We start from the raw sequence: 21,751 nt of genomic DNA, 5'->3' as shown, positions 1-21,751 counted from the left end.
TAGCGAATAGCGAATAGCGAATAGCGAATAGCGAATGAAGTTAGCCGGTTGTGGTTATGTCGCAAGCTGGCTGGCTGAGATCGTCATGCTTTCCTCTATTCGCCACTCGCTATTCACTATTCGCTCCCGACAGACCTGTCGCATTTCGCGTATTGCGCGGCTGTTTTGAGACGGCGGGAACGCCCCACACTCGGCTTCTATGCCGCGCGACACCGACGGCGAATGCCTCGCCTGATGATTTGGGAGATCACCGGATATGGCCGATTACAAGAGTGACATCGAGATCGCGCGAGGCGCGAAGAAGCAGGCGATCCAGGCGATCGGCGAGAAGATCGGCATTCCGAGCGAGCATTTGTTGCCCTACGGCCATGACAAGGCGAAGGTCTCGGCCGAGTTCATCAAGTCGGTCAAAGGCAACAAGGACGGCAAGCTGATCCTGGTCACCGCCATCAACCCGACACCGGCCGGCGAAGGCAAGACCACCACCACGGTCGGCCTGGGCGATGGCCTGAACCGCATCGGCAAGAAGGCGGTGGTCTGTATTCGCGAGGCTTCGCTCGGACCCAATTTCGGCGTCAAGGGTGGTGCCGCCGGCGGCGGTTACGCCCAGGTCGTGCCGATGGAAGACATGAACCTGCACTTCACCGGCGACTTCCACGCCATCACCACCGCCCACAACCTTCTCTCCGCCCTCATCGACAACCACATCTACTGGGGCAATGAACTGGGCATCGACATCCGTCGTGTCGCCTGGCGCCGGGTCATGGACATGAACGACCGGGCGCTGCGCCAGATCATCGTCTCATTGGGGGGTGTCGCCAACGGTTTCCCACGCGAGGCCGGCTTCGACATCACTGTCGCCTCCGAAGTCATGGCCATCCTGTGCCTGGCCACCGACCTGAAGGATCTGGAAAAGCGCCTCGGCGACATCATCGTCGCCTATCGCCGCGACAAGACCCCGGTCTATGCCCGTGATCTCAAGGCCGATGGCGCCATGGCGGTGCTGCTCAAGGATGCCATCCAGCCCAACCTCGTGCAGACGCTGGAGAACAACCCGGCCTTCGTGCATGGCGGTCCCTTCGCCAACATCGCCCATGGCTGCAACTCGGTGGTTGCCACCACCACCGCCTTGAAGCTTGCCGACTATGTGGTGACCGAGGCAGGCTTCGGCGCCGATCTCGGTGCCGAGAAGTTCTTCGACATCAAGTGCCGCAAGGCGGGCCTGAAGCCTGCCGCCGCCGTCATCGTCGCCACCGTGCGCGCCATGAAGATGAATGGCGGGGTCAAGAAGGAAGACCTTGGCCAGGAGAACATCGAGGCGGTGAAGAAGGGCTGCGCCAATCTTGGCCGCCACATCGAGAACGTGAAGCAGTTCGGCGTGCCGGCGGTGGTGGCCATCAACCACTTCGTCTCCGACACCGATGCCGAGATCGAGGCGATGAAGGAGTTCGTGGCGGCGCAAGGTGCCGAGGCGATCCTGTGCAAGCACTGGGCGCAGGGCTCTGCCGGCATCGAGGAGCTTGCCCACAAGGTGGTGGAGATCGCCGAGAGCGGCGCCTCGCAGTTCTCGCCGCTTTATCCCGACGACATGCCGTTGTTCGAGAAGATCAACACCATCGTCAAGCGCATCTATCGTGGTGACGAGGCGATTGCCGACAAGTCGATCCGCGACCAGCTGCACCAGTGGGAACAGGCCGGCTACGGCAACCTGCCGGTATGCATGGCCAAGACGCAGTATTCCTTCTCGACGGATCCGAACCTGCGTGGTGCTCCGACCGGCCACACGGTTCCGGTGCGCGAGGTTCGCCTGGCTGCCGGTGCCGGCTTCGTCGTCATCATCTGCGGCGAAGTCATGACCATGCCCGGCCTGCCCTCCAAGCCATCGTCGGAGAAGATCTTCCTCAACGACCAGGGACAGATCGAGGGACTGTTCTAACGGGAAAGGCAGTAGGGCAGTAAGGCATTAGGGCAGTATCAGCCCAAACCTCACTGCCCTACTCCCCTTATGCCTTACTCCCCCGCTTAAGCTGCGATCAGTTCACGCGCCTTGAGGATCTCGACACAGGCATGGGCCGCTTCGCTGCCCTTGACCGTGAAATGCTCGAAGAAGAAGCGGTGGTGCTCGGCGCCGTCGTGGAAATTGTGTGGCGTCAGCACCGCTGAGAGCACGGGAACGCCGGTCGCGAGCTGCACGTTCATCATGCCGTCCAGCACGGCCTGCGCCACGAATTCGTGGCGATAAATGCCACCATTCACGACGAAGGCAACGCCAAGCACCGCAGCATGGCGGCCTGCCTGGGCAAGCGTCTTGGCATGCAGCGGAATTTCATAGGCACCCGGCACATCGAAGACGTCGACGACCAGATTACCTCCGCTCAACGCTTCGATTTCCCTGGTAAAGCTTTCGACGCATTGGTCGACGATATCGGCATGCCAACGTGCACGAATGACGGCGACGCGACGGGTTTCGAACTGTTTCTGGGATTGCTGATTCATGGGTCCTTCCTTCCGTTTCGAACCAGAATCAGGACGCACGACACGGAAAAGCGGCAGCTTGCGCCACCGTTGATCCGCTCGTTCTCTTCCATCCGGACTATAACCGTCGGCTCCGGAATCGCACCGGATCTGCTGACCTTTCCGGCAAGCCGGAAAGCGCTCGCGGGCTTGAGCCGAAGCTCTTACCGCCGGTGGGGACTTTCACCCCGCCCTGAGAACATTAACGACGCCAGTAACGCGACCCACGGCTTGCCTGTCAACCCGCAGGAACAATGATTTCAGCGAACTGGCCGAGCAGGATTGCCAACGACGGTGGCTCCGGCGGGCACGTCCCGGGTCACCACTGAACCGGCACCGACGATGGCGTTGTCGCCGATCGTCAGGCCACCCAGGATGATGGCTCCGCCGCCGATCCAGGCGTTCTCGCCGATCGTAACCGGGCGGCCGATTTCCAGGCCGGCGCGCCGTTCTGCAGCCCCCTTGTGATGTTCAGGGCAATAGATCTGCACATGCGGACCAAGCATGGTCGCGCTGCCGATGCGCACCGGCGCGGTATCGAGAATGGTGCAGGAAGCATTCAGGAAGACGCCATCGCCGAGGAAGATGTTGAAACCATAGGCGCAATGAAACGGCGCTTCGATGCGCGCGCGCTCACCTGCCAGTCCCAAAAGCGCACGCAGAGCCGGCGCAATGTCGCCGCGCTGCCGAGGCGGCAGCGAATTGTGCTCGAAAATCGCTTCGCTGGCTGCGAGACGCAATACATCAAGCTCCGGGTCGACACAGTTGTACCACTCACCGGAGGCCATCTTCTGCAATTCACTTTTCATCATTGCCGGTCTCCGGAATGCTCGCCGCATCGCGATCAGCGCGGTTGCGAACGCGTTCGTCCGATACCGCAGCCATGGTCAAATACCAGTCATATGCTAGGTTGCTCATGTGGCCACTGCTGGTCAATCGAGGGGGTTAAGATGCTTTTTCTGCTTGCTCTGCTGATCGGCGTCGTCGCCGGCCTGAGAACCATGATGGCGCCCGCCGCGGTCGCCTGGGGCGCCTATCTTGGCTGGCTGCCGGTGGCCGGCACCTGGGCAAGCTTCACGGGCCACTGGATCACGGTCGCCATTTTCTCAGTCCTCGCCGTTGTCGAGCTGATCGCCGACCAGCTTCCGTCCACGCCAAGCCGCAAGGTGCCGCAGCAATTCGGTGCACGACTGGTTGGTGGCGCTTTCGCGGGTGCCGTCATTGGGACGACCGGAGGAGCACTGATTGGTGGACTGATCGCTGGTGCCATCGGCGCCGTCATCGGGACGTATGGCGGCGCCGCACTGCGCGCTAAAATGGCCGCAGCCTTCGGACGCGACCTCCCGGCCGCCCTGGTCGAGGATGTGATTGCCATCGTTGGCGCGCTACTGATCGTGATGGCCGTCGCATGAGCACCACGGCCAGGACATTCGATGCCATCATCATCGGCTGTGGCCAGGCTGGCCCCTCCCTGGCGGGCCGCCTGAGCGCAGCCGGCATGACGGTCGCCCTGGTCGAGCGCAAGCTGGTTGGTGGCACCTGCGTCAACACCGGTTGCATGCCGACCAAGACGATGGTCGCCAGCGCCTATGCCGCGCACCTCGCACGTCGCGCCGCCGACTATGGCGTAACGCTTTCCGGTCCTGTCGGCGTCGATATGAAGGCGATCAAGGCACGCAAGGACAAGGTGTCCAGCGACGCCCGCAAGGGATTGGAAGATTGGATCGCAGCCATGCCCGGCTGCACGCTGTTCCGTGGCCATGCCCGCTTCGAGGATCAACACACCGTTCGCGTCGGCGATGACCTGCTCACGGCAGACAGGATCTTCCTCAATGTCGGCGGCCGCGCCTCGGTGCCGGACCTGCCTGGCATCGCCGACATCTCATTCCTCACCAACTCCTCGATCATGGACCTCGACGTGCTGCCCAGGCATCTCGTGGTCGTCGGCGGCAGCTACATCTCGCTGGAATTCGCGCAGATGTTCCGCCGCTTCGGCTCCGAGGTAACGGTCATTGAAAGAGCCCCTCGCCTGATTGGCCGGGAAGACGAGGATGTTTCCAGCACGATCCTGTCCATGTTCGAGAAGGAAAGGATCACCGTACATCTCGGCGCGGAGGACATCTCGTTCGCAAGCCAGGGCGACCAGACTGCCATCACCTTTGCGCAGGGCAAGCCGCCAGTGGTCGCTTCGCATGTGCTGCTGGCGCTTGGCCGTGTTCCAAACACCGACGACCTTGGTCTCGACAAGGCCGGCGTGACGGTCGACAAGCGCGGCTTCGTCGAGGTCGATGACCAGCTGCATACCAGCGTGCCTCACATCTGGGCGATGGGCGACTGCAACGGCAAGGGTGCCTTCACGCATACTTCCTACAACGACTACGAAATCGTTGCCGCAAACCTGCTCGACAACGATCAACGCAAGGTCAGCGACCGGATCGAGGCCTATGCGCTCTATACCGACCCGCCACTCGGCCGCGCCGGCATGACCGAAACGGCCGTTCGGAAATCCGGTCGCCGCGCTCTGGTTGGCCAGCGCCCGATGACCAGGGTCGGCCGGGCAGTGGAAAAGGGCGAGACGCAAGGGTTCATGAAAATCCTCGTCGATGCCGACAGCGGTGAAATCCTTGGCTGCTCCGTGCTGGGGCCAGGCGGCGACGAAGCCGTGCATTGCGTGCTCGACCTGATGTACGCCAGAGCCCCGGTGAAGACGCTGCAACGGGCCGTGCACATCCATCCCAACGTCTCCGAACTGCTGCCGACGATTGCGCAGGAACTCAAGCCGCTCGTCTGATCTGCGACGTCGGCTCATCCCTGCGCTCATTGTCCGCAACGCTGGACCACTCGACACACGCCCGCTTGCACGGCAGAACGGCATTCACCAGAGCGTCTCCGTTTTTCTTGGAAACGTCGAAACGCTCCGATTTTTGTTTTGATGCGATTCCGGACGCGCACTTTTTGCTGGAATTGCTCCAGGCGGAGAAGAGCATGGAAAAGACGACAGAGCGGCTGGCCGGCGACAGCGAAGGCGTTGCCTATGAGTTTCCGGTCTACCGTTTCAAGGGAAGCGACCCCAAAGCGCCAACCGCCTATCTGCAGGCGGCGTTGCATGCCGGCGAGCTGCCCGGCATGGTTGCCATCGACGCGTTGATGCCGTTGCTCGCCAAAGCTGAGGTTGAAGGACGCATCAAGGGCTCACTCACTGTCGTGCCATGGGCCAATCCGGTCGGTCGCGCCCAGTATGTCTTCGGTGAATTGGAAGGCCGTTTCCACCTGCCGAACCGCGTCAATTTCAACCGCGACTTCCCCCTGATCGACAGGCCCGATGTCTCGCTGCTGCCGCAGGAAGAAGACTTGCCGACGATCGACCAGCGCCTGAAGGCGCGGCTGCTGAAGCTGTCGGTCGGGCACGACATCGTGCTCGACCTGCATTGCGACGACGAAAGCACTGCCTATCTCTACGTGCCTGCGGTGTTGTGGCCGGCGATGCAGGACTGCGCTGCTGCCATGGGCGTCGAAGCCGTACTTCTGTGGGAAGGTGAAAGCGGTGCCGCGTTTGAGGAAGCGTCTCTGCAACCGCACCTTGCAAGCGGCAAGGAAAGGCTCGGGAGCCTCGTCGTCACCACCGTCGAGTATCGCGGCGTTTCCGACGTCGACGGGGCAACGGCCGAGGCCGACGCCGCGGGCCTCTACAGGCTGCTCGTCGCACGCGGCGTCGTTGCCGACACTACTGTGCCGAAGCCCGGCCACTTCGAAGGCGTTGTCGCGCCGCTCGAGAACATCGACATGATGCCCGCTCCCAGGGCCGGCGCTGTGCTCTATGACGTGAAGCCCGGCGACTGGGTCAAGAAGGGTGACAAGCTGGCCACCATCGTGCACACGCCAGGCGAAGCCGGCGGCCGCACCGAGATCTTCGCACCGCAGGATGGCTATATCCTGACCCGCCGCTCGCACCGCGTCACGCGCAAGGGAGATGATCTCGTCAAGCTGGTGGGCAGCAAGCGCAGCGACGATGCCCGCGCCGGAGCGCTTGAAGCATGACCGCAATGTCCGGCCTGTGCTGCAGGCTCAGGCCAGGTGGTGTTGCGGCTTGAATTCCGTCATGTCGTTGAAGGTGCAGAACGCCGGCACCTCGAGTTCAAGCACCTCTACTTCCGTCAGGAGGTTTCGCGTCAGTTCAGCCAACACCGGCGGATAGGTGGCTTCAGCCCCTGTCGGCAGCCATGCCTTCAGATAGGCCAGCGTGATGTGGAAGGTATAGCTGTCGTGATCGGGATGGCTGTAGCCGAAAGGCACGGTCAGCCGGTCACGCAATGCGCGAATGCTCTGTTCGTCAGCGAGCGTGGCGCCGGTCACGACCACTCCAAGCGGAGTGACCTCGACGGGCCGCATGCGAAATTCCGATGCTTTGGGAAAGGCTTTCAGCCGGTCAAGAAAGAAGGCCGTGGTCTCGTCGATCGGAGCCTCGCAAGAGAGCTCCTGCGGCCAGTAGGCCAGCTTGCGCCGGCCTTCGATCGTGCCTTGGAAGACGGTCATGTGCAGGCTTGAAACCGGCGTATAGGCAAAGCGGTCGCCGTAGGGCAGTGCCTTCAGCGCCTCGCGCACACGCACCAATGCTTGCTGTGTTGCCGAACCATCGACGACATGGCTGACGATGGTGTTTCCCGGCTGCGGCAAGAATATGCCATCCGCATCGAAGCGACGGTTGAGATAGTGAGGAGGCTCGCTCCTGCCTATTTCGGTGAATGTCTCGGCAAAGGCATCGTTTCGTTCGTAAGCCACGGCTGCTCCAGGGGAAGGATGTTGCAGCAGCTCTGTAGGTTTCCGGCTTGAAGGCAGTGTGACACCAGGCCGTCAGCAGGCTATTCGGCGGGAGAGATGGATGCCACCCGTCCCGGAAAACGCCACCCCAGACGCACACCCAATGTCGCTGACGCGATCATCACCATGCCGACCGCCTGTGGTAGCCCGATCGGATGATCATAGATCGCCCAGTCGATGAGAATGGCGACCACGGGATAGATGAAGGTCAGCACGCCGATGACCGGCGTCGAAAGGCGCGGATAGGCCGAAAACATCATCACATAGGCGATTCCGGTGTGCAGCACGCCAATGCCGATCAACCATGCCCAGGACGCGACCTGGATGTTCTCCGAGAAATTCGCCAGGGGAGCCAGCATGAGGGCTCCTACCACGGTCTGGCACAACACCGTCACCTCCGGACGCTGTTCGCCGAGCCCCTTGGCGAGAACCGTCACGACCGCGTAGAGCAGCGCGCCGCCGAGCGCCATGAGGATACCTACGGCCCAGCTCGCGGTGATCACCGTGTTCGAAGCGACAAGACCGCTCGCCAGCACGACACCGACAAAGGCCAGAACCATCCAGACGATCTGGTCGGCGCTGACCCGCTCCTTGAGGAAAACGACACCGATCAGCACCACGAAGAATGGCTGGATATGATAGATGATCGTCATGACGGCGATCGAGGTCCGGGCAAAGCCCGCAAAGAAGACGACCCAGCTCAGCACCATGCAGACGCCGCAGATCGCCGCGCGCAGCAGGCGCGCCCTTGAGAGGCGAGGATCCGGCAGATAGCCGCGCAGCAGGCACCATGCACCCAGGAACAGGGTGGCGAAAACGCAGCGCCAGAACACGGTGGTTATGGGATCGACCCCAGCCTCCGTGACAAAGGCGCCGACCGTGCCGGCGATCATCATCGCAACCGCCAGGCTCAAGGCAGGAAATCGACTCGTCGGCATGTCGGTCATGTGGATTGGTCCGCATCGAATGGACGAGCAGCAAGCCATTGCATTTGTATTCATGCAAACGAATAGATTTGGTGAAAGCTATTCGTTATGCTGATAGCATTATGGCTCTGCCCCTCGACCTCGATCTGCTGAAAACCTTCGTCGCCATTGCCGAGAGCGGTAGCTTCTCCAATGCCGCCCCGCGTGTCGGACGCAGCCAGTCCGCTGTCAGCATGCAGATGCAGCGGCTCGAGCAGACGATTGGAAAGCCGCTGCTGATCCGTACTCCGCGCGCGGTCACGCCGAATGCCGCCGGTGAGGAATTCCTGGTCTATGCCAGGCGGTTGCTGAAGCTCTCGGATGAAGCCCTGGCCAGCGTCACCCGTCCGGAGGAAGCGGGCAGTGTCCGTCTCGGCGTCCCGGACGACTATGCCGCCTATCTGCTGCCACCGGTTCTGTCACGGTTCTCCGCCGCCCATCCGCTGGTGACGGTGGAGCTTGTCTGCGAGCAATCGACAGCTTTGGTGAAGACGCTGGAGGAAGGTCGTCTGGATCTCGCAATCATCACCCGGCTGCCGGACCAGGCGCTCGAGGTGCTGCGGCTGGAGCGCTGTGTCTGGGTTGCTTCGCCAAATCACGTCGCCTGGGAAAAGGATCCTTTGCCGGTTGCCCTGTTCGAGCCCGGTTGTGCTGCCCGTGTGAACATGTTGCAGGTGCTGTCCAGCATAGACCGCACCTTTCACTGCACCTATTCCAGCGCCAGCCTGCTCGGCCTCGTCGCTGTCGTTCAGGCCGGTTTGGCCGTTGCCGGACTGGCACAATTGAGTGTGCCGCCTTCCCTGCGCATCATCGGTGAGAACGAGGGCCTGCCGCCGCTTCCCGACCTGGAAGTCGGCATCATGCGCAATCCGATGTCGACCACGCCCGCGGTCGAACGGCTGAACGAATTCCTCCGCCGCGACCTGACAGAGAAACCTCAGCCCGGTTGAACCTTTGCTTTTGCGATAGATCGCCTCTGTCCTGCTGCCGCTGACAGATGTTGCCCGCGCACCACATGGCAAAACAATCTGCTCTGCGGCGTCCACGGGCCATATCGTGGTCATGTTGAGATGAAGAAGAAGAAAGCGCGGCTTTCAGCCCACATTCAATATCCATAAAAGGCAACAAACCAGAAATGACTATCCTATCGATGCTTCGGCGGTGCTTGCCGGGCATTGCGGTTCTGCCGCTCATGATCGCTGCCGGATGCTCACAGACCGTCCAGGCCAATACGAAGACCGCCGCTGTCTTTCCACCGATACCGGCCGTTGCTGCGGCTCCAGCCTTGGCTCCGGCACAAATCGAGCCCGCATCCTATCAGGGCAAGGACGCCGGGAGGTATGCTGCCATCGACGACGGCGGCTACAGCCTGCCGGCCATCGACACGGGAAAGGTCGATCCCAAGTTCCTGCGCCAGCTTGTCGATGATCCGACGGGAGAACCAGCCGGATCGATCGTTGTCGATACGCGACAGAACTTCCTCTATCTGGTCCAGCCCAACGGCAAGGCCATGCGCTATGGCGTCGGACTCGGCAAGCAAGGTCACGCCTGGAAAGGGCGCGCGATCGTGCAATGGAAGCGCAAATGGCCAACCTGGACACCGCCGGCGTCCATGATCCGCCGTGACCAGAAGCTGGAAAAATGGCGGCAGGGAATGCAGCCTGGTGTGACCAACCCGCTGGGCGCGCGTGCGCTGTACATTTTCAAGGACGGCAAGGACACGCTCTACCGCATCCACGGATCGCCACAGTGGCGCTCCATCGGCAAGTCGGCTTCCGCAGGCTGCGTGCGCATGTTCAACCAGGACGTTATCGATCTTTACGACCGCGTTTCCGGGAAAGCTCCGCTGCTCGTCATGTGAACCTGGGTCCCTTGCCAGGATCGCCGTCCGCTAGCGGACGAACGCTTTCCCGACCTTGGCGAACAATTCCAGATCGGCGACCGAATCCTTCAGCGTGGTCTTGGCGGCAGCGCCATTGGCCACGCAGTCATGGAAGGCGTCGAGTTCGATGCGGAATGGATCTTCGTAGCTTGGACCGAACGTTTCGGTACGCGTTTCCGTGTCGGTGGAATCGATGATCTCGAGACGCGATGGCAGGTTGCGGATATAGGGCGTGTCGTAGTTGACACGGTACTGCTGCCGGTCGGTCATAATGTCGATTCCCGCGTCGAAGCGGGCCACATTGTGGATCAGCGCCTCGTAGACGGCCGTGAAATGCCCGTAGTCGAACAGGACCGAAATCGCCTCGCCACGATGCTGGCGTGCCGCATGGACCCCCTTCGGTGCCCCGAGCAATTCGCGCATGGCCGAAAAGCTGTGCGACGACAGTCCAGTCAGCACCTGGTAGGCCCGCAGTTGCTCGCGCGAGGCCTCATCTCCCATGACCGAGCGCAACAGGCGCTCGGTCTCGACACGTCCTTCATCGATGATCGTCTGCGGCACGTCCTTCGGATAAAAGACGTTGTGTGTCTGGCGGATGAAGAATGGCCCTTCGCAGATGATGTCGCGCACGCGGGCATGCAGCACACTGTCCACCGACGGCATGCGCTTCTTCAGTTCCAGGAAAGGCCGTGAAAAGCGGCGCATGTAACCAACGAAGATCGTTTTCCTGTACGCTTCGGCACGCGGCAGCAGCGGCGTCAGTTCATCGGCTGTCAGGCAGACCGGCTTCTCGATGAAGACATGCTTGTCGGCGTCCATCGCCTGGGCAAGCAGGCGGCCATGGATATGATCGGGCGTCAGGATGAAGACAGCGTCCAGATTGGTATCCGCCAACAGGTCTTCGGCATTCAGGTAACGCCGCGGGACGCCATAGCGTTCGCCAATGTGTTCGACGAGTGATGGCGCGACATCCATCACCGCTTCGATGCGATAGCGACGGTCGTCCGCCAGAAGCGGCAGGTGCATGAGCTGGGCGACTTCGCCGAGACCTATAAGGCCGACGCGGATGTCCATGATGGTCTCCAAAAATGCTAGGGACGACTAGCGATTCCCGTGCTAGATGACATGTCCCTTTGATTTATTCAACTGAGTGGATTTAGGTGAATACGTGAAACTCCGGAATGCCGGGCTTGGCAAGAACAGCGAGTTCACCAAGCGTCTCAACCGACAGATGGTGCTGGATCTGCTGCGTCGTGAACCCACGCAAAGCCGGGCCGATCTGGCGCGACTGACGCGGCTCAGCCCGCAATCGCTTTCCAACATGATCGACGATCTGCAACGGGCTGGCCTGATCGAAGCATCGGGCAAGATCTACGGCGGCAAGGGACAACCGCCGACCAACTACCGCATCGCGGCCGACCGCGGTTACGGCATCGGCCTGCACGTTGACCGCGACTTCATACGCGCTGCCCTGGTAGACTTCGATTTCGTTCAACGGTTCGGCATGCGTCGGCCTTTGACCGCTCGCAGCGTCGACGGCGTAAAAGATATCCTGACCGATATGATCAATGAATTGATCGCAGCAGCTGCGGTTCCGGTCGATCGCATCTGGGGGATCGGCATCGCCTCCCCGCGACTTCGCGATGCCCATGTACTGGACGCTCCAAGCCTCGAAGGGTCGTTCTGGAGCGAACTGCACAGCTATGAGATCGATCGGCGCCTTGCCGAAGAGAGGGACATGGCCGTCATCGTCGAGAACGACGCCAACGCCGGCGCCTTGGCTGAATTGACCTTTGGCAAAGGTCGCTCCGTCCGCAACTTCTGCTACCTGCTGCTCGGCCACGGCCTCGGTGCCGGTCTTGTGCATGACGGAAGACTGTTTCGTGGCGGCTGGTCCAACGCCGGTGAAATCGGTCGCATCCTCGTCCCGCACAAAGGCAAGACGGTCTATCTGGAGCAGATCGTCTCGGTGGAATATCTGCTCGACGTGATCGGTGCCAGCGGCAGTACTCGCGATAGCGAGACAGGATTTGCCCGTCTGGTTGAAGCGGGCAACGCGAAGATCGAGACGTGGCTCGCCGAAGCCGCGCCACACTTGCGCTGGCTGGTCGGCACCTTGGAGAACATGCTTGATCCTGAAACGATCATCCTGGGCAGCGATTTGCCGGAATGGCTGCTCGACAGGCTCCTGGAAAAAGTCGCTCCTCTGGCCCATACCATCGCGTCGCGTGACGACCGTGGCGCGCCGAGGTTGCAGAAAGGGCTGCTCGACCGCGACATGATCGCGCTTGGCGCCGCGACGATGCCGTTGCTGGCGACGCTGGAGGCGCAGCCCGCCGCGAAATGGAACATCGCCGGCGAAATCGTCGACGTGTTCCACGAACTTGATTGATCCTGGCTGCTTCATCCCTTGACGGCGCCGGCTGTCAGTCCGCTGACGATGCGGCGCTGGAAGATCAGCACCAGGACAAGTAGCGGCAAGGTGACGATGATCGACGCAGCCATCACCGGGCCGAACGGATATTCATAGCGGCTGTTGCCGGAGATCAGGCCGATCGCCACCGGCACGGTGCGGTTCTCGTCGCTGAGGATGAAGGTGAGAGCGAAAAGGAACTCGTTCCAGGCCAGGATGAAGGCGAGCAGTCCGGTGCTCGCCAGCGCGGGCCCCATCAGCGGCAGCAGGATCCTGGTCAGGATACGCCAGTGCGAACACCCATCCATGATCGCGGCCTCTTCAAGTTCACGCGGAAACTCCCGAATGAAGGACGTGAGCACCCACACGGTGAACGGAACCGTGAAGATCAGGTAGGCGAGGACCAGCGAACCGACCCGGTTATAGAGGCCGAACCAGCGGACCAGCTCGAACATGCCCGACATCACCGCGATCTGCGGAAAGATCGAGACCACCAGGATCGCCATCAGCATGGCCTGCCGGCCCGTGAAATTGAGCCGGCCAAGCGCATACGCAGCCGCCACCGCGAGCACCAGAGAGATGATCGTTGTCGAGCCCGCGACGATCAGCGAATTGATGATCGAGCCGACAAAGACCGGATCGACAAGCAAGGCCTTGTAGTGGACCAGGTCGAAGTTCGGCACCAGGCTGGAGCTCAGAAGCTGCGAGCCCGAGCGGAAGGACGAAACGATCGCCCAATAGTAAGGGAACAGTGTGTAGGCGAGCACGAACAGGCTCAGCAGGACGAGACCGGCCGAGCGTGCACGCCGTTGCCAGCGATAGCGGAAGGAAGCGGATCGGCGTCGCCCGGCGGCAACTGTGTTGACCATGACTATCTCCCTGCCGCGCGATCTAGCCGCAGCGCGCCGATGATAAGAATCGCGACCAGCGCGATAACAAAGAACACCCAGGTGGAAGCGGCCGAACCCAGCCCCGTTTCCTGGAAGGAGATCAGCTGATTGCGTGCATAGATCGAGATCGTTTGTGTGCGCTCGCCATTGCCGGCCAGAATATAGGCCAGGTCGAACATGCGCATGGCGTCGAGCGCGCGGAACAGCACCGCCACGCCGATAGCCGGTTTCAGCAGCGGCAAGGTGATTGACCAGAAGCGCTTCCACCAAGGAACACCGTCAACCAGCGCCGCTTCCCGCACCTCTTCCGGTATGACCTGAAGTCCCGCCAGGATCAGGAGTACCATGAAGGGCGTGGTGATCCAGACGTCGACGAAGATGACGACGCCCATCACCAGGGACGGCGTTGCCGTCCATGCAACGCCATGATCGATGAAACCGAGACCGATCAGCAGGTTGTTGAGGATGCCGAACTGATCATGCAGCATCCATTCCCATATCTTGGCCGACACGACCACCGGGATCGACCAGGGGATCAGGATGGCGGCCCGCAAGACACCACGTCCGGGCAATGCCTCGTTGAGCAGCAGCGCGATACCCAAACCGAGCAGCGTCTCCAGCGTCACCGACACGACCGAGAAAACAAGCGTGTTCGCGACCGCTCGCCACCACTGCTCGTCGGTAGCGATATCGATGAAATTCTGCAGACCGACGAAACCGTAGACCGATGGATCGTCGAGCGTGGCGTCGGTGAAGGAAAAAAACAGCGTCCGCGCGAGCGGCCAGAAGGCGACAAGCGCGAGCGCGGCAAGCGCAGGCGCCAGGAACATCCAGGCCGCGCGCGTCTCTCCCCGCTGCAGGAGGTTTGGACGGCTCATGCTGCAACCTGCACGGCGTGTTCCACTTCAAGCCGTCGTCCCTCGGCATCGAACACAAAAAGCGCATTGTCTGGCCAGGTAAGCCCGATCCTGTCACCGCGCGCGAGGTCGGCATGGCCGGCCAAACGTACGGTCCAGATCACATCATCGGCGATGCGCACATAGGCGAGATGTTCATGGCCAAGGTCTTCGACACGCAGCAATTCACCTGAAATCCGGGCAACCTGACCGCCATCCGCAACTGCCAGGGCCTCCGGCCTGCAGCCGATCGAAGCCGGCGTCGACGCCCCCAGCGGAATAGTGAGATCCAGCCCGCCCACGCCGTTCAGACGCCAGCCATTATCCGTCTTCGTCGCCCCCACCTGCAGGAAGTTCATGCGCGGCGAGCCTATGAAGCCGGCGACAAAACGGTTCGCCGGCCGACGATAGAGTTCGTGCGGCGTACCGACCTGTTCGATGCGTCCTTCATTCAGCACGACAATCCTGTCGGCCAGCGTCATCGCCTCGACCTGATCATGGGTCACATAGACCATCGTGGTCTTGATATCCTCGTGCAGCCGGGCGATCTCGACACGCATCTCCGCGCGCAGGTCGGTGTCCAGATTGGACAGCGGTTCGTCGAACAGGAACACTTTCGGCTGCCGCACGAGGGCTCGACCGATGGCAACGCGCTGCCGCTGGCCGCCCGAGAGTTCGCGCGGCAGCCTTTCCAGCAGGTGACCGATCTTGAGCACGGCAGCCACCTGTTCGACCTTGGCACGGATCGCCACCCGCCCGATCCCGCTGGTCTCGAGCGCGAAACCGATGTTGCGGGCAATCGTCATATGTGGATAGAGCGCGTAGGACTGGAAGACGAACGCTATGCCACGCTTGGAGGCCGGCACTTCGGTCATGTCCTCGCCATCGATATCGATATCGCCGCCGGATACAGGCACGAGCCCCGCGATCAACCGCAACAGGGTGGATTTGCCGCAGCCCGAAGGACCCACAAAAACGACGAATTCACCCTCCGCGATTTCCAGATCGACATTGCGGATGATATCGACCGCCCCGAAGCTCTTGGATACGGATCTGAGGCTGATGGACGACATTGTTCAATCTCTCTCCAACTTCTCGCGCGCATGCAGCGCGGCTGCGCCAATCACCCCCGCGGCAGACCCGAGCGCACTGGCGAGCACCGGCAAGTCTCGACATTGTTTGGCCCAGACATAGGCAGGGACTTTCGATCGCAACCGGTCGAAATAAGGTTGCGCGGTCCCCAGCCCGCCTCCGACGACAACGCCATGCGGATCGATCATGTTGATCATCTGGCCAAGATAGCTGGCCAGTGTCGTCGTTGCTTCGTCGAGCAGTTGCGCGCCTTGCGCACCAGCCCGTCCCTCAACGATATCGCGTGCCGTCGCACTTCCGCAGGTTCGCGCCTTGTAGACGCGCGCCATGCCCAGGCCGGATGCGAAGGACTCCAGGAGGAAATCTGTCCGCTTGCCGGAAACTTCGTCGAAGGCCACCAATTCGCTCGAGGCGAAATGGATGGCAAAGCCATTGGCGCCACGCTGGATACGTCCATCGCTGCACCCGGCGAAACTCAGGCCCGTTCCGACCGAAACAAAGACGAAGCTCGGCAGTGTTTTGCCATGGCCGAAGTGGAGTTCCGCGAGCGCCGCGACCCGCACGTCGCTGTCGACGGCGATCGGACCGTAGCTTGAAAGAGCACCAGCGATGTCGCTCCGGCTCCAATCCGCGATCCAGCCGCTGGCGGGAGCACCGTTGAGATCGACCAATTCCGGCAGACCAAGTCCCAGGCCAACAGTCGCGATGCCCTTGGCCAGAGCGGAACGATGCATCCGGCCAGCAATGTCATTGGCCGCTGCCAGGATCGCGTCGGCGCCTAGCCCGCGCGGCGTCGGGAGTTCGGCCTGGTCGATCAAAGCGCCAACGGCCAGATCGACCAGGCCGCCGGCGATCTTGGTGCCGCCTATGTCAATACCGATAGCTGCTTGCATCAGGCTCTGGCCGCCACCTTGTCTGCCAGGATCTCGCCTCCGCGGCAGGAGGCGATCACCGTAGCCGGCCAGTCGGCATCGTATTCCTCGGCACGAACCAGATGGCCGAAGGCAAGATGCTTGCCTTCCCCCCATACGATCATCACCGCGGACTTCGAGAGCCGTTCGATGGTGTCGATACCAACCGTGACACCGAAACTGGGTACCTCGTCGAGCGACCGAAAATCCGGGAAGGTCTTCATGTTGTCGTGACGTGTCTCCTCGGCCAGGGACACGATACGCGTGCGGCTCGTGCGCTTGCTGCCGCGCGGATTGAACGCGACATGGCCGTCGCTGGCACCCGATGCCAGGATGAAAAGATCGATGCCGCCTGCCGCGGCAATCCTGTCGTCATAGGCGGCAGGATCCCTCGGATCCGGGAACCAGACCTGAGTGGACGGGATGCGGAAAGCTTTCGGCAAGCCGCCATTCAGCACCCCGATGATTTCCTCGTCCGCAAAGCGCCGGCAGGAGAAATGGCTGTCGCGGGGAACATGGTCCAGACCCCATGCCGTCTCGACGAGATAATCATCCATCATGACGATGGTGACATGGCTGATATCCTGGGGCTTTTCGCCCAGCAGCCGTCCCATCGCCAGATAGGCCGGGCGGGGCGAGCGTCCGCCTGGACAACCAAGCAGGAAATGACGGTCCGCGGAGCGTGCTTCGGCGATCATGCCCAGCAATCGACGGGCGAAGACTTCGCCAAGCGTTTCGGCGTCGTCAAAGATCTGAGGCTCTATCGCGCTCATGCCAGCAACTCCTCAAGGTAGATACGATTGCGGGCGGCGAGCGCCTCGGGTGTTTCGGCGGCGTTTTCGCTTGGATCCTGTTCGACAATGCAAGGACCCGAGTACCTTTGCTTCTTGAGCAAGGCGATCACGGCTGCGATGTCGACCACGCCGTCCGGCAAGGGGCACATGACGCCGGCGGCGAAGGATTCGTTGGGCCCGAGTTCACCGGCCAGCACACGCGCCCGTACCTTCGCGTCGACGTTCTTGAGGTGCATGAAGCCGATCCGGCTCCAGACCTTGCGCATATACGCGACGGGATCCTGATCCCAGAATGCGTGATGGCCCGTGTCGAAACACAGATCGACATCCGTTTCATCGAGCAGGCGATCGATCTGCGCTTCGCGCTCAACGCAGGTCCCGACATGCGGGTGAAACGTGAGCTTGACGCCATAGGTCCCGCCCAGGTGACGCTGGGCGTCGCGAACATGCGCGATCATGGTTCGCCAGCCGGCCTCATCGACGACGCCCGGCTTGTCGGCCGGATACCATTCGCTTTCATCCATCAGGATCAGATTGGGTGCATCCAGTCTGGACAGGATTGAGCCGATGCCGTCGAGCGCTTCTCTCAATGCTGGCCACGAGCCTGGCTCGGCCAGCACGTGCACATGCGCCGCACCGGCGAGCGTCAGGCTACGGGCCGCCAGCGCGTCCCCCAGTTGCCCAGGATCGGTCGGCATGAAGCCGAGCGGACCAAGTTCGGTTGCGCGATAGCCGGCGCGGGCCACCGCGTCGAGATATTCGTCAGCGGTAATGCTGTTGCCGGTGGGATAGAAGACGCCCCATGAACAGGGCGCGTTGCCGATTTGCATGCTGGTCTCTTGCTGGTTGGAAAAGGTTTGCCGGCGCGCAGGGAGGAGCGCGCCGGCTTCACGCGGCCTGTGTCACCACTTGCCGCGTTTCTTGATGGTCTCGAGATCGGCGGCCAGCGCCTTCAGCGCGACCTCCGGCTGCTCCTCTCCGGCAAGCACGCCATGCACCGCCTTGTAGAAGGCCTGCGAAACGCGGTTATAGCCTGAGCCGGTCACTGCCGATGGTCGGGCGACACTGTCGGCGAAAGCCGTCTGCGCATCCTTGAGGAAAGGTAGCGCCTTCAGCACGTCGGAATCGTCGTAGAGTGAGGCGATGGTCGGGTTGTACGCCCCCTCTATGGCCCGGCGCTTCTGTTCGGCTTTGCCCGCCATGAAACGCAGGAGGCTGACCGCCGCGTCCTTGTGCTGCGTGTACTTTGAGATGCCGAGATGGGCGGTGCCCATGCAGCCGCTCGACTTCGCGCCGTCCTTGCCCACAGGCAGAGCCGTTACGCCGACCTTGCCGACCAGCGGCTGGTCCTTGCCTTGCGACGTTCCCCACACATACGCCCAGTTGCGCAGGAACACGGCATTGCCGGCCTCGAAGACGCCACGCGAGGATTCTTCGTCATAGTTCAGGACACCTTGCGGGCTGATCGTGTTGACCCAGCCATGCGCCTGCTTCAGCGCGGCTGCGGCATCGGCGTTGTCGATGGTTATGTTGCCCTTGTCGTCGACGATGCTGCCGCCGCCGAAGCTGCCGACCCATTCGATGGCGTCACAGGTCAGCCCCTCGTAGGATTTGCCCTGCCAGGCGAAGCCCCACATGTCCTTGTTGCCGGCGGCACGCTCGCCATCCTGCACGGCCTTGGCTGTTGCGGTCAGCTCAGCCCAGGTCTTCGGTACCGGCTTCTTGTATTTCTCCAGCAGATCCTTGCGATAGAACATCAGTCCGGTATCGGTGTACCAGGGCTGAGCCACGAACTTGCCATTGACCGTGCCGGCAGCGACCGTCGAAGGGAAATTGGCCGCGATGTCTTCCTTGGGCAGCGCTTCCGACAGATCGAGCAAGTGGTTCTGCAGCAGGCCGACCCAGACGACATCGAGCAGCAGCACGTCGGCATCCTGTGACTGCGCCGAAAGCAACTGCTGGTAGAGCGGCAACGCCTCGTCCCAGGCGGCCGGCATCTTGTTGATCTTGACCTCGTTGCCGGTCTGCTTGGCCCAGTCCTCCGCCCCCTTCTTGCACAGCTCGTATTCGGCACCCGATGACGAACAGAACAGCGACACCGTCTCTGCCCAGGCGGGCGCGGTGGCAAACAGCGAAACCGCGAGCGTAGCGGCACTCCAAAGACGCTTCATGAACATTCTCCTCCCAACCCCTTCTGGCGACCGTCCTCTCACGGCAGGTCGACAGTAAATCCAGTCAATTGATTTATCAAGGCTTAATCCACTGACTGGATTTAAATGGCTGTTGGCAGAAAATGGCGCACCTTGTGCGCCATCACGTCCATCTCCAGGGAAGACTCCGTGAAAACCCCGGCAAACCCCAGATTCCCGGCGTTGTTATTGACGGTTCGCCCAGGCTCGCATCGCCGCCGGCAGCCAGGCACCGAAGCCTTTTGCAAGCGCTTCGTAGCGGGCAAGGAAGTCGGCATGCGCCTCATAGAGGTCAGCCAGCTTCGCATAGGCGTCCGGCCCGCAAGGCTTGTCCCATGCCCCGGCAACCCAGTTGCGATGCCGCTCGATCAACGGATCGAGCGCGCGTGCTTGCGGAGGCATGCCTCCCCGCATGGCTTCGACCAATGCGTCTTCGATCGGCTTGAGGTCTTGCATCACGCCGGCCATGTCGGAAGACGATATCGACTCTGCCTCGACTTTGCTCGCTTCGATCTCGGCCCGAACGCACTCGCCATAGCGCTCAACCAGCCAGACCTCGTATTCAGCCTGTTTTTGCGGCGAAACCACACCGCTGTAGAGGTCCCTATCCTTCATCGCCTTTTCTCCTTTCAGCTTGGCGATGGTGCGATCGATGGTTTTCAGCATCCGCCGGTAGCGTCTCGCTTCGATTTCCAGCCTGTCGCGCTGCTTGACGAGCGTTTCAAGCCTGTCGAAAGCAGGATCATCGAGCACGGCGCCGATTTCGCCGAGCGACAAGCCAAGCTCGCGATGGATGAGTATCTGCTGCAGCCGCAGCAACTCCTCCTCGCCATAGTAGCGATAGCGATTGTCACCGACGCGCGAGGGCTTGAGCAGCCCGATCTCATCGTAATGATGCAATGCGCGTACCGAAATGCCTGCAAGTTCCGCCAGTTCGCTAACCGTGTAGGTTTTCATCGACCACACCTCGTGACCCGGCTCAGATACGCTCTTACGTCGCGTGAGGGTCAAGCGCGCAAATCCGGTTGCGCAGAGGATAGCACCGGGCAGCAATGCTCCGGCCGAGGAGAGTTCGCGGATCGAGATCGGCCCAAGGAGCTACGGATGCGTCTCGTCGAGGTTGACTCGGCCTCTCCGGACATGTTCCCGCAACCCGACCCTCACAGCCGGGCACATGCGTGATAGCTGCCGGGCTTATGTATCCCCCGACTTGTCGCTCCGTTCGAACCTGACCGCATCCCAAGCCTTGATCCGGTCCCGCGTCGCATCCCAGTCCCGCTCGGAAATGCTTGCAACCATGGCATCAACAACCGCCAATGCGCCGGCATAGCTGTCCCATGCCGTCCTGTTTTCCGTCGGCAGGGCCACGACCTCGGCGGCATAGGCTGCGGCAGGCGACATCCACTTGTCCGTCACCAGTATGACGCTGGCCCCTGCCGACCGACGCACCTTGTCCGCCAGTTCGACCAGACGCTGCTGATAACGCCGGAAGTCGAAGATGACCAGCAGGTCGCGTGCGCGCATGCGCAGGATGTATTCAGGCCAGATTTCCGTGTCGGGCGGCAGGTGGAAAACATTGCGCCTGACCTGGCGCAGATGCCGCGAGAAATGCTGGGCGATGGCATCGCTGATACGGCCGCCGACGATGTAGACGGCGCGCTTGTCGTCTGCCACGAGATCGCAAATGCGCTCGAACTGGCTCTGTGTCAGGGTTTCACCCACGGCTCGCACGGCTTCCGCGGTCAGATCCAGAAAGGACTGCAGGAAATCCGCGCCGCCGCTGGTCATGCGTTCATGCAGATCGACCGGAGAACGGTGCCCTTCCTTCAATTCACCGATCAGCCGACGCTGGAAATCCTGGTAACCGTGACACCCGAGTTTCGTGACAAAGCGTGTGATCGAGGGAGCCGATACGCCGGTCTGCTCGGCCAATGTCTGGATCGTCTGCAACCCGGCGAACGGATAGTCGGACAGCAATGCCGCGGACAGCTTCCGCTCGGCAGGCGTGAGCGTTTCAGCAAGGCTGTCGATCTGTTGGCGTAGCTCCATGCCGCACCCTTCCATGTAGAAATTTTTTAGTCAATCGTGATTTCTTTATTGACATTGATGGAATTTTTTCATCATCCTTTGGAAAAAAGAATGGGAACTGAAATTGGAATTCAACTTGCCATCAGCACTGCGCGTATCGCGTGTTGAGGTCCCTTCGCCTAAGGGGATCGACAGCGCGGCGCAGTGTCTTCTTTTTGCTGGCGACAAGCACAACCTCCCGGGCTTTGCGGCCAACCATCGCCACCCCTCCTGCCCCGGCAGCCAACGTTCGGCATCAGGCTGCTCAAGGCGTCGGCACGGAAAATCGCGCACAGACGCAGCCCTTTCGACACTACCCC

The 21,751-nt window shown here is 61.5% G+C and carries 21 protein-coding genes and 1 riboswitch; of the genes, 7 read left to right on the top strand and 14 right to left on the bottom strand.

All coding sequences use genetic code 11. The features are described 5' to 3' along the window. Positions 1-256 precede the first annotated feature (256 nt). A complete protein-coding gene (locus ACFJIU_RS03695; protein ID WP_379067609.1) occupies positions 257-1,936 on the top strand; it encodes a formate--tetrahydrofolate ligase in 1,680 nt (559 codons plus the stop codon). An 86-nt stretch (positions 1,937-2,022) separates the two neighbouring features. On the opposite strand, the gene ACFJIU_RS03690 is transcribed toward ACFJIU_RS03695, so the two are convergent. Next, on the bottom strand, positions 2,023-2,496 hold the full coding sequence (locus ACFJIU_RS03690) for a 6,7-dimethyl-8-ribityllumazine synthase (protein WP_379067607.1): 474 nt from the start codon (positions 2,494-2,496) through the stop codon (positions 2,023-2,025). A 76-nt stretch (positions 2,497-2,572) separates the two neighbouring features. Beyond that, positions 2,573-2,719: riboswitch (FMN riboswitch) on the bottom strand. A 55-nt stretch (positions 2,720-2,774) separates the two neighbouring features. Beyond that, positions 2,775-3,326: a sugar O-acetyltransferase gene (locus ACFJIU_RS03685; protein ID WP_379067605.1), complete on the bottom strand. Its 552-nt coding sequence runs from the start codon at positions 3,324-3,326 to the stop codon at positions 2,775-2,777. 138 nt (positions 3,327-3,464) lie between these two features. On the opposite strand from ACFJIU_RS03685, the gene ACFJIU_RS03680 reads away from it, so the two are divergent. The 3 genes from ACFJIU_RS03680 to ACFJIU_RS03670 all read left to right on the top strand — a co-directional run bounded on the left by ACFJIU_RS03680 (position 3,465) and on the right by ACFJIU_RS03670 (position 6,552). Further along, the gene (locus tag ACFJIU_RS03680) at positions 3,465-3,926 is read left to right on the top strand and encodes a DUF4126 domain-containing protein (RefSeq protein ID WP_379067603.1); all 462 of its coding nucleotides are present in this window, start codon (positions 3,465-3,467) and stop codon (positions 3,924-3,926) included. Continuing rightward, positions 3,923-5,305 carry an FAD-containing oxidoreductase gene (locus tag ACFJIU_RS03675; RefSeq protein WP_379067601.1) on the top strand — a complete coding sequence of 461 codons (1,383 nt, stop codon included), beginning with the start codon at positions 3,923-3,925 and terminating at the stop codon, positions 5,303-5,305. Before ACFJIU_RS03680 ends, ACFJIU_RS03675 begins: the two co-directional genes overlap by 4 nt. A gap of 194 nt (positions 5,306-5,499) precedes the next feature. After that, on the top strand, positions 5,500-6,552 hold the full coding sequence (locus ACFJIU_RS03670; RefSeq protein WP_379067599.1) for a succinylglutamate desuccinylase/aspartoacylase family protein: 1,053 nt from the start codon (positions 5,500-5,502) through the stop codon (positions 6,550-6,552). Positions 6,553-6,579: 27 nt separating this feature from the next. Here the strand turns inward: ACFJIU_RS03670 and ACFJIU_RS03665 are convergent, their stop codons facing one another. Beyond that, positions 6,580-7,293, bottom strand: coding sequence for a DUF1868 domain-containing protein (locus ACFJIU_RS03665; RefSeq protein ID WP_379067597.1), 714 nt, complete (start codon positions 7,291-7,293; stop codon positions 6,580-6,582). 80 nt (positions 7,294-7,373) lie between these two features. Continuing rightward, on the bottom strand, positions 7,374-8,279 hold the full coding sequence (locus ACFJIU_RS03660) for a DMT family transporter (protein ID WP_379067595.1): 906 nt from the start codon (positions 8,277-8,279) through the stop codon (positions 7,374-7,376). Between the two features lie 101 nt (positions 8,280-8,380). On the opposite strand from ACFJIU_RS03660, the gene ACFJIU_RS03655 reads away from it, so the two are divergent. Both ACFJIU_RS03655 and ACFJIU_RS03650 read left to right on the top strand, forming a co-directional pair. After that, positions 8,381-9,247 carry a LysR substrate-binding domain-containing protein gene (locus ACFJIU_RS03655; RefSeq protein ID WP_379067593.1) on the top strand — a complete coding sequence of 289 codons (867 nt, stop codon included), beginning with the start codon at positions 8,381-8,383 and terminating at the stop codon, positions 9,245-9,247. A 335-nt stretch (positions 9,248-9,582) separates the two neighbouring features. Then, complete coding sequence (locus ACFJIU_RS03650) at positions 9,583-10,158, top strand: L,D-transpeptidase (protein WP_379067591.1); 576 nt, start codon at positions 9,583-9,585, stop codon at positions 10,156-10,158. Between the two features lie 30 nt (positions 10,159-10,188). Here the strand turns inward: ACFJIU_RS03650 and ACFJIU_RS03645 are convergent, their stop codons facing one another. Continuing rightward, entirely contained in the window at positions 10,189-11,253 is a 1,065-nt protein-coding gene (locus ACFJIU_RS03645; RefSeq protein WP_379067589.1) for a Gfo/Idh/MocA family protein, read from the bottom strand. A gap of 94 nt (positions 11,254-11,347) precedes the next feature. Between ACFJIU_RS03645 and ACFJIU_RS03640 the strand changes: the two genes are divergently transcribed. Further along, positions 11,348-12,571 carry an ROK family protein gene (locus ACFJIU_RS03640; protein WP_379067587.1) on the top strand — a complete coding sequence of 408 codons (1,224 nt, stop codon included), beginning with the start codon at positions 11,348-11,350 and terminating at the stop codon, positions 12,569-12,571. A gap of 11 nt (positions 12,572-12,582) precedes the next feature. Here ACFJIU_RS03640 and ACFJIU_RS03635 read toward each other — a convergent pair whose 3' ends face one another. From ACFJIU_RS03635 to ACFJIU_RS03595, 9 genes are all read right to left on the bottom strand, one after another. Continuing rightward, positions 12,583-13,461: a carbohydrate ABC transporter permease gene (locus tag ACFJIU_RS03635; protein WP_379067585.1), complete on the bottom strand. Its 879-nt coding sequence runs from the start codon at positions 13,459-13,461 to the stop codon at positions 12,583-12,585. 2 nt (positions 13,462-13,463) lie between these two features. After that, complete coding sequence (locus ACFJIU_RS03630; RefSeq protein ID WP_379067583.1) at positions 13,464-14,360, bottom strand: carbohydrate ABC transporter permease; 897 nt, start codon at positions 14,358-14,360, stop codon at positions 13,464-13,466. Then, a complete protein-coding gene (locus ACFJIU_RS03625; protein ID WP_379067581.1) occupies positions 14,357-15,451 on the bottom strand; it encodes an ABC transporter ATP-binding protein in 1,095 nt (364 codons plus the stop codon). The genes ACFJIU_RS03630 and ACFJIU_RS03625 overlap by 4 nt, the downstream gene beginning before the upstream one ends. Positions 15,452-15,454: 3 nt before the next feature. Beyond that, positions 15,455-16,363 (bottom strand): ROK family protein, encoded by a 909-nt coding sequence (locus ACFJIU_RS03620; protein ID WP_379067579.1) that lies wholly within the window; start codon positions 16,361-16,363, stop codon positions 15,455-15,457. Then, on the bottom strand, positions 16,363-17,154 hold the full coding sequence (locus ACFJIU_RS03615; protein WP_379067577.1) for a 6-phosphogluconolactonase: 792 nt from the start codon (positions 17,152-17,154) through the stop codon (positions 16,363-16,365). Before ACFJIU_RS03615 ends, ACFJIU_RS03620 begins: the two co-directional genes overlap by 1 nt. Beyond that, complete coding sequence (locus tag ACFJIU_RS03610) at positions 17,151-18,005, bottom strand: sugar phosphate isomerase/epimerase family protein (RefSeq protein WP_379067575.1); 855 nt, start codon at positions 18,003-18,005, stop codon at positions 17,151-17,153. Before ACFJIU_RS03610 ends, ACFJIU_RS03615 begins: the two co-directional genes overlap by 4 nt. A 72-nt stretch (positions 18,006-18,077) precedes the next feature. Beyond that, positions 18,078-19,352 carry an ABC transporter substrate-binding protein gene (locus tag ACFJIU_RS03605; protein ID WP_379067573.1) on the bottom strand — a complete coding sequence of 425 codons (1,275 nt, stop codon included), beginning with the start codon at positions 19,350-19,352 and terminating at the stop codon, positions 18,078-18,080. 198 nt (positions 19,353-19,550) lie between these two features. Then, the gene (locus tag ACFJIU_RS03600; protein ID WP_379067571.1) at positions 19,551-20,321 is read right to left on the bottom strand and encodes a MerR family transcriptional regulator; all 771 of its coding nucleotides are present in this window, start codon (positions 20,319-20,321) and stop codon (positions 19,551-19,553) included. A gap of 237 nt (positions 20,322-20,558) precedes the next feature. Beyond that, positions 20,559-21,413 (bottom strand): MurR/RpiR family transcriptional regulator, encoded by an 855-nt coding sequence (locus ACFJIU_RS03595; RefSeq protein ID WP_379067569.1) that lies wholly within the window; start codon positions 21,411-21,413, stop codon positions 20,559-20,561. Between the last annotated feature and the right edge of the window lie 338 nt (positions 21,414-21,751).

The sequence above is a fragment of the Mesorhizobium sp. UC74_2 genome, assembly GCF_042701485.1.
In the GTDB taxonomy this organism is placed as follows: Bacteria; Pseudomonadota; Alphaproteobacteria; order Rhizobiales; family Rhizobiaceae; genus Mesorhizobium.
Note: the sequence above shows the minus strand (reverse complement) of the source record. Positions and strands in the feature narration are given on the sequence as shown.

Coding starts and splice junctions, on each gene's coding strand:
- ACFJIU_RS03670 (WP_379067599.1), top strand. CDS start 5,500: ATGGAAAAGACGACAGAGCGGCTGGCCGGCGACAGCGAAGGCGTTGCC.
- ACFJIU_RS03680 (WP_379067603.1), top strand. CDS start 3,465: ATGCTTTTTCTGCTTGCTCTGCTGATCGGCGTCGTCGCCGGCCTGAGA.
- ACFJIU_RS03620 (WP_379067579.1), bottom strand. CDS start 16,363: ATGCAAGCAGCTATCGGTATTGACATAGGCGGCACCAAGATCGCCGGC.
- ACFJIU_RS03645 (WP_379067589.1), bottom strand. CDS start 11,253: ATGGACATCCGCGTCGGCCTTATAGGTCTCGGCGAAGTCGCCCAGCTC.
- ACFJIU_RS03695 (WP_379067609.1), top strand. CDS start 257: ATGGCCGATTACAAGAGTGACATCGAGATCGCGCGAGGCGCGAAGAAG.
- ACFJIU_RS03675 (WP_379067601.1), top strand. CDS start 3,923: ATGAGCACCACGGCCAGGACATTCGATGCCATCATCATCGGCTGTGGC.
- ACFJIU_RS03690 (WP_379067607.1), bottom strand. CDS start 2,496: ATGAATCAGCAATCCCAGAAACAGTTCGAAACCCGTCGCGTCGCCGTC.
- ACFJIU_RS03660 (WP_379067595.1), bottom strand. CDS start 8,279: ATGACCGACATGCCGACGAGTCGATTTCCTGCCTTGAGCCTGGCGGTT.
- ACFJIU_RS03625 (WP_379067581.1), bottom strand. CDS start 15,451: ATGTCGTCCATCAGCCTCAGATCCGTATCCAAGAGCTTCGGGGCGGTC.
- ACFJIU_RS03600 (WP_379067571.1), bottom strand. CDS start 20,321: ATGAAAACCTACACGGTTAGCGAACTGGCGGAACTTGCAGGCATTTCG.
- ACFJIU_RS03615 (WP_379067577.1), bottom strand. CDS start 17,154: ATGAGCGCGATAGAGCCTCAGATCTTTGACGACGCCGAAACGCTTGGC.
- ACFJIU_RS03605 (WP_379067573.1), bottom strand. CDS start 19,352: ATGTTCATGAAGCGTCTTTGGAGTGCCGCTACGCTCGCGGTTTCGCTG.
- ACFJIU_RS03630 (WP_379067583.1), bottom strand. CDS start 14,360: ATGAGCCGTCCAAACCTCCTGCAGCGGGGAGAGACGCGCGCGGCCTGG.
- ACFJIU_RS03610 (WP_379067575.1), bottom strand. CDS start 18,005: ATGCAAATCGGCAACGCGCCCTGTTCATGGGGCGTCTTCTATCCCACC.
- ACFJIU_RS03655 (WP_379067593.1), top strand. CDS start 8,381: ATGGCTCTGCCCCTCGACCTCGATCTGCTGAAAACCTTCGTCGCCATT.
- ACFJIU_RS03595 (WP_379067569.1), bottom strand. CDS start 21,413: ATGGAGCTACGCCAACAGATCGACAGCCTTGCTGAAACGCTCACGCCT.
- ACFJIU_RS03635 (WP_379067585.1), bottom strand. CDS start 13,461: ATGGTCAACACAGTTGCCGCCGGGCGACGCCGATCCGCTTCCTTCCGC.
- ACFJIU_RS03685 (WP_379067605.1), bottom strand. CDS start 3,326: ATGATGAAAAGTGAATTGCAGAAGATGGCCTCCGGTGAGTGGTACAAC.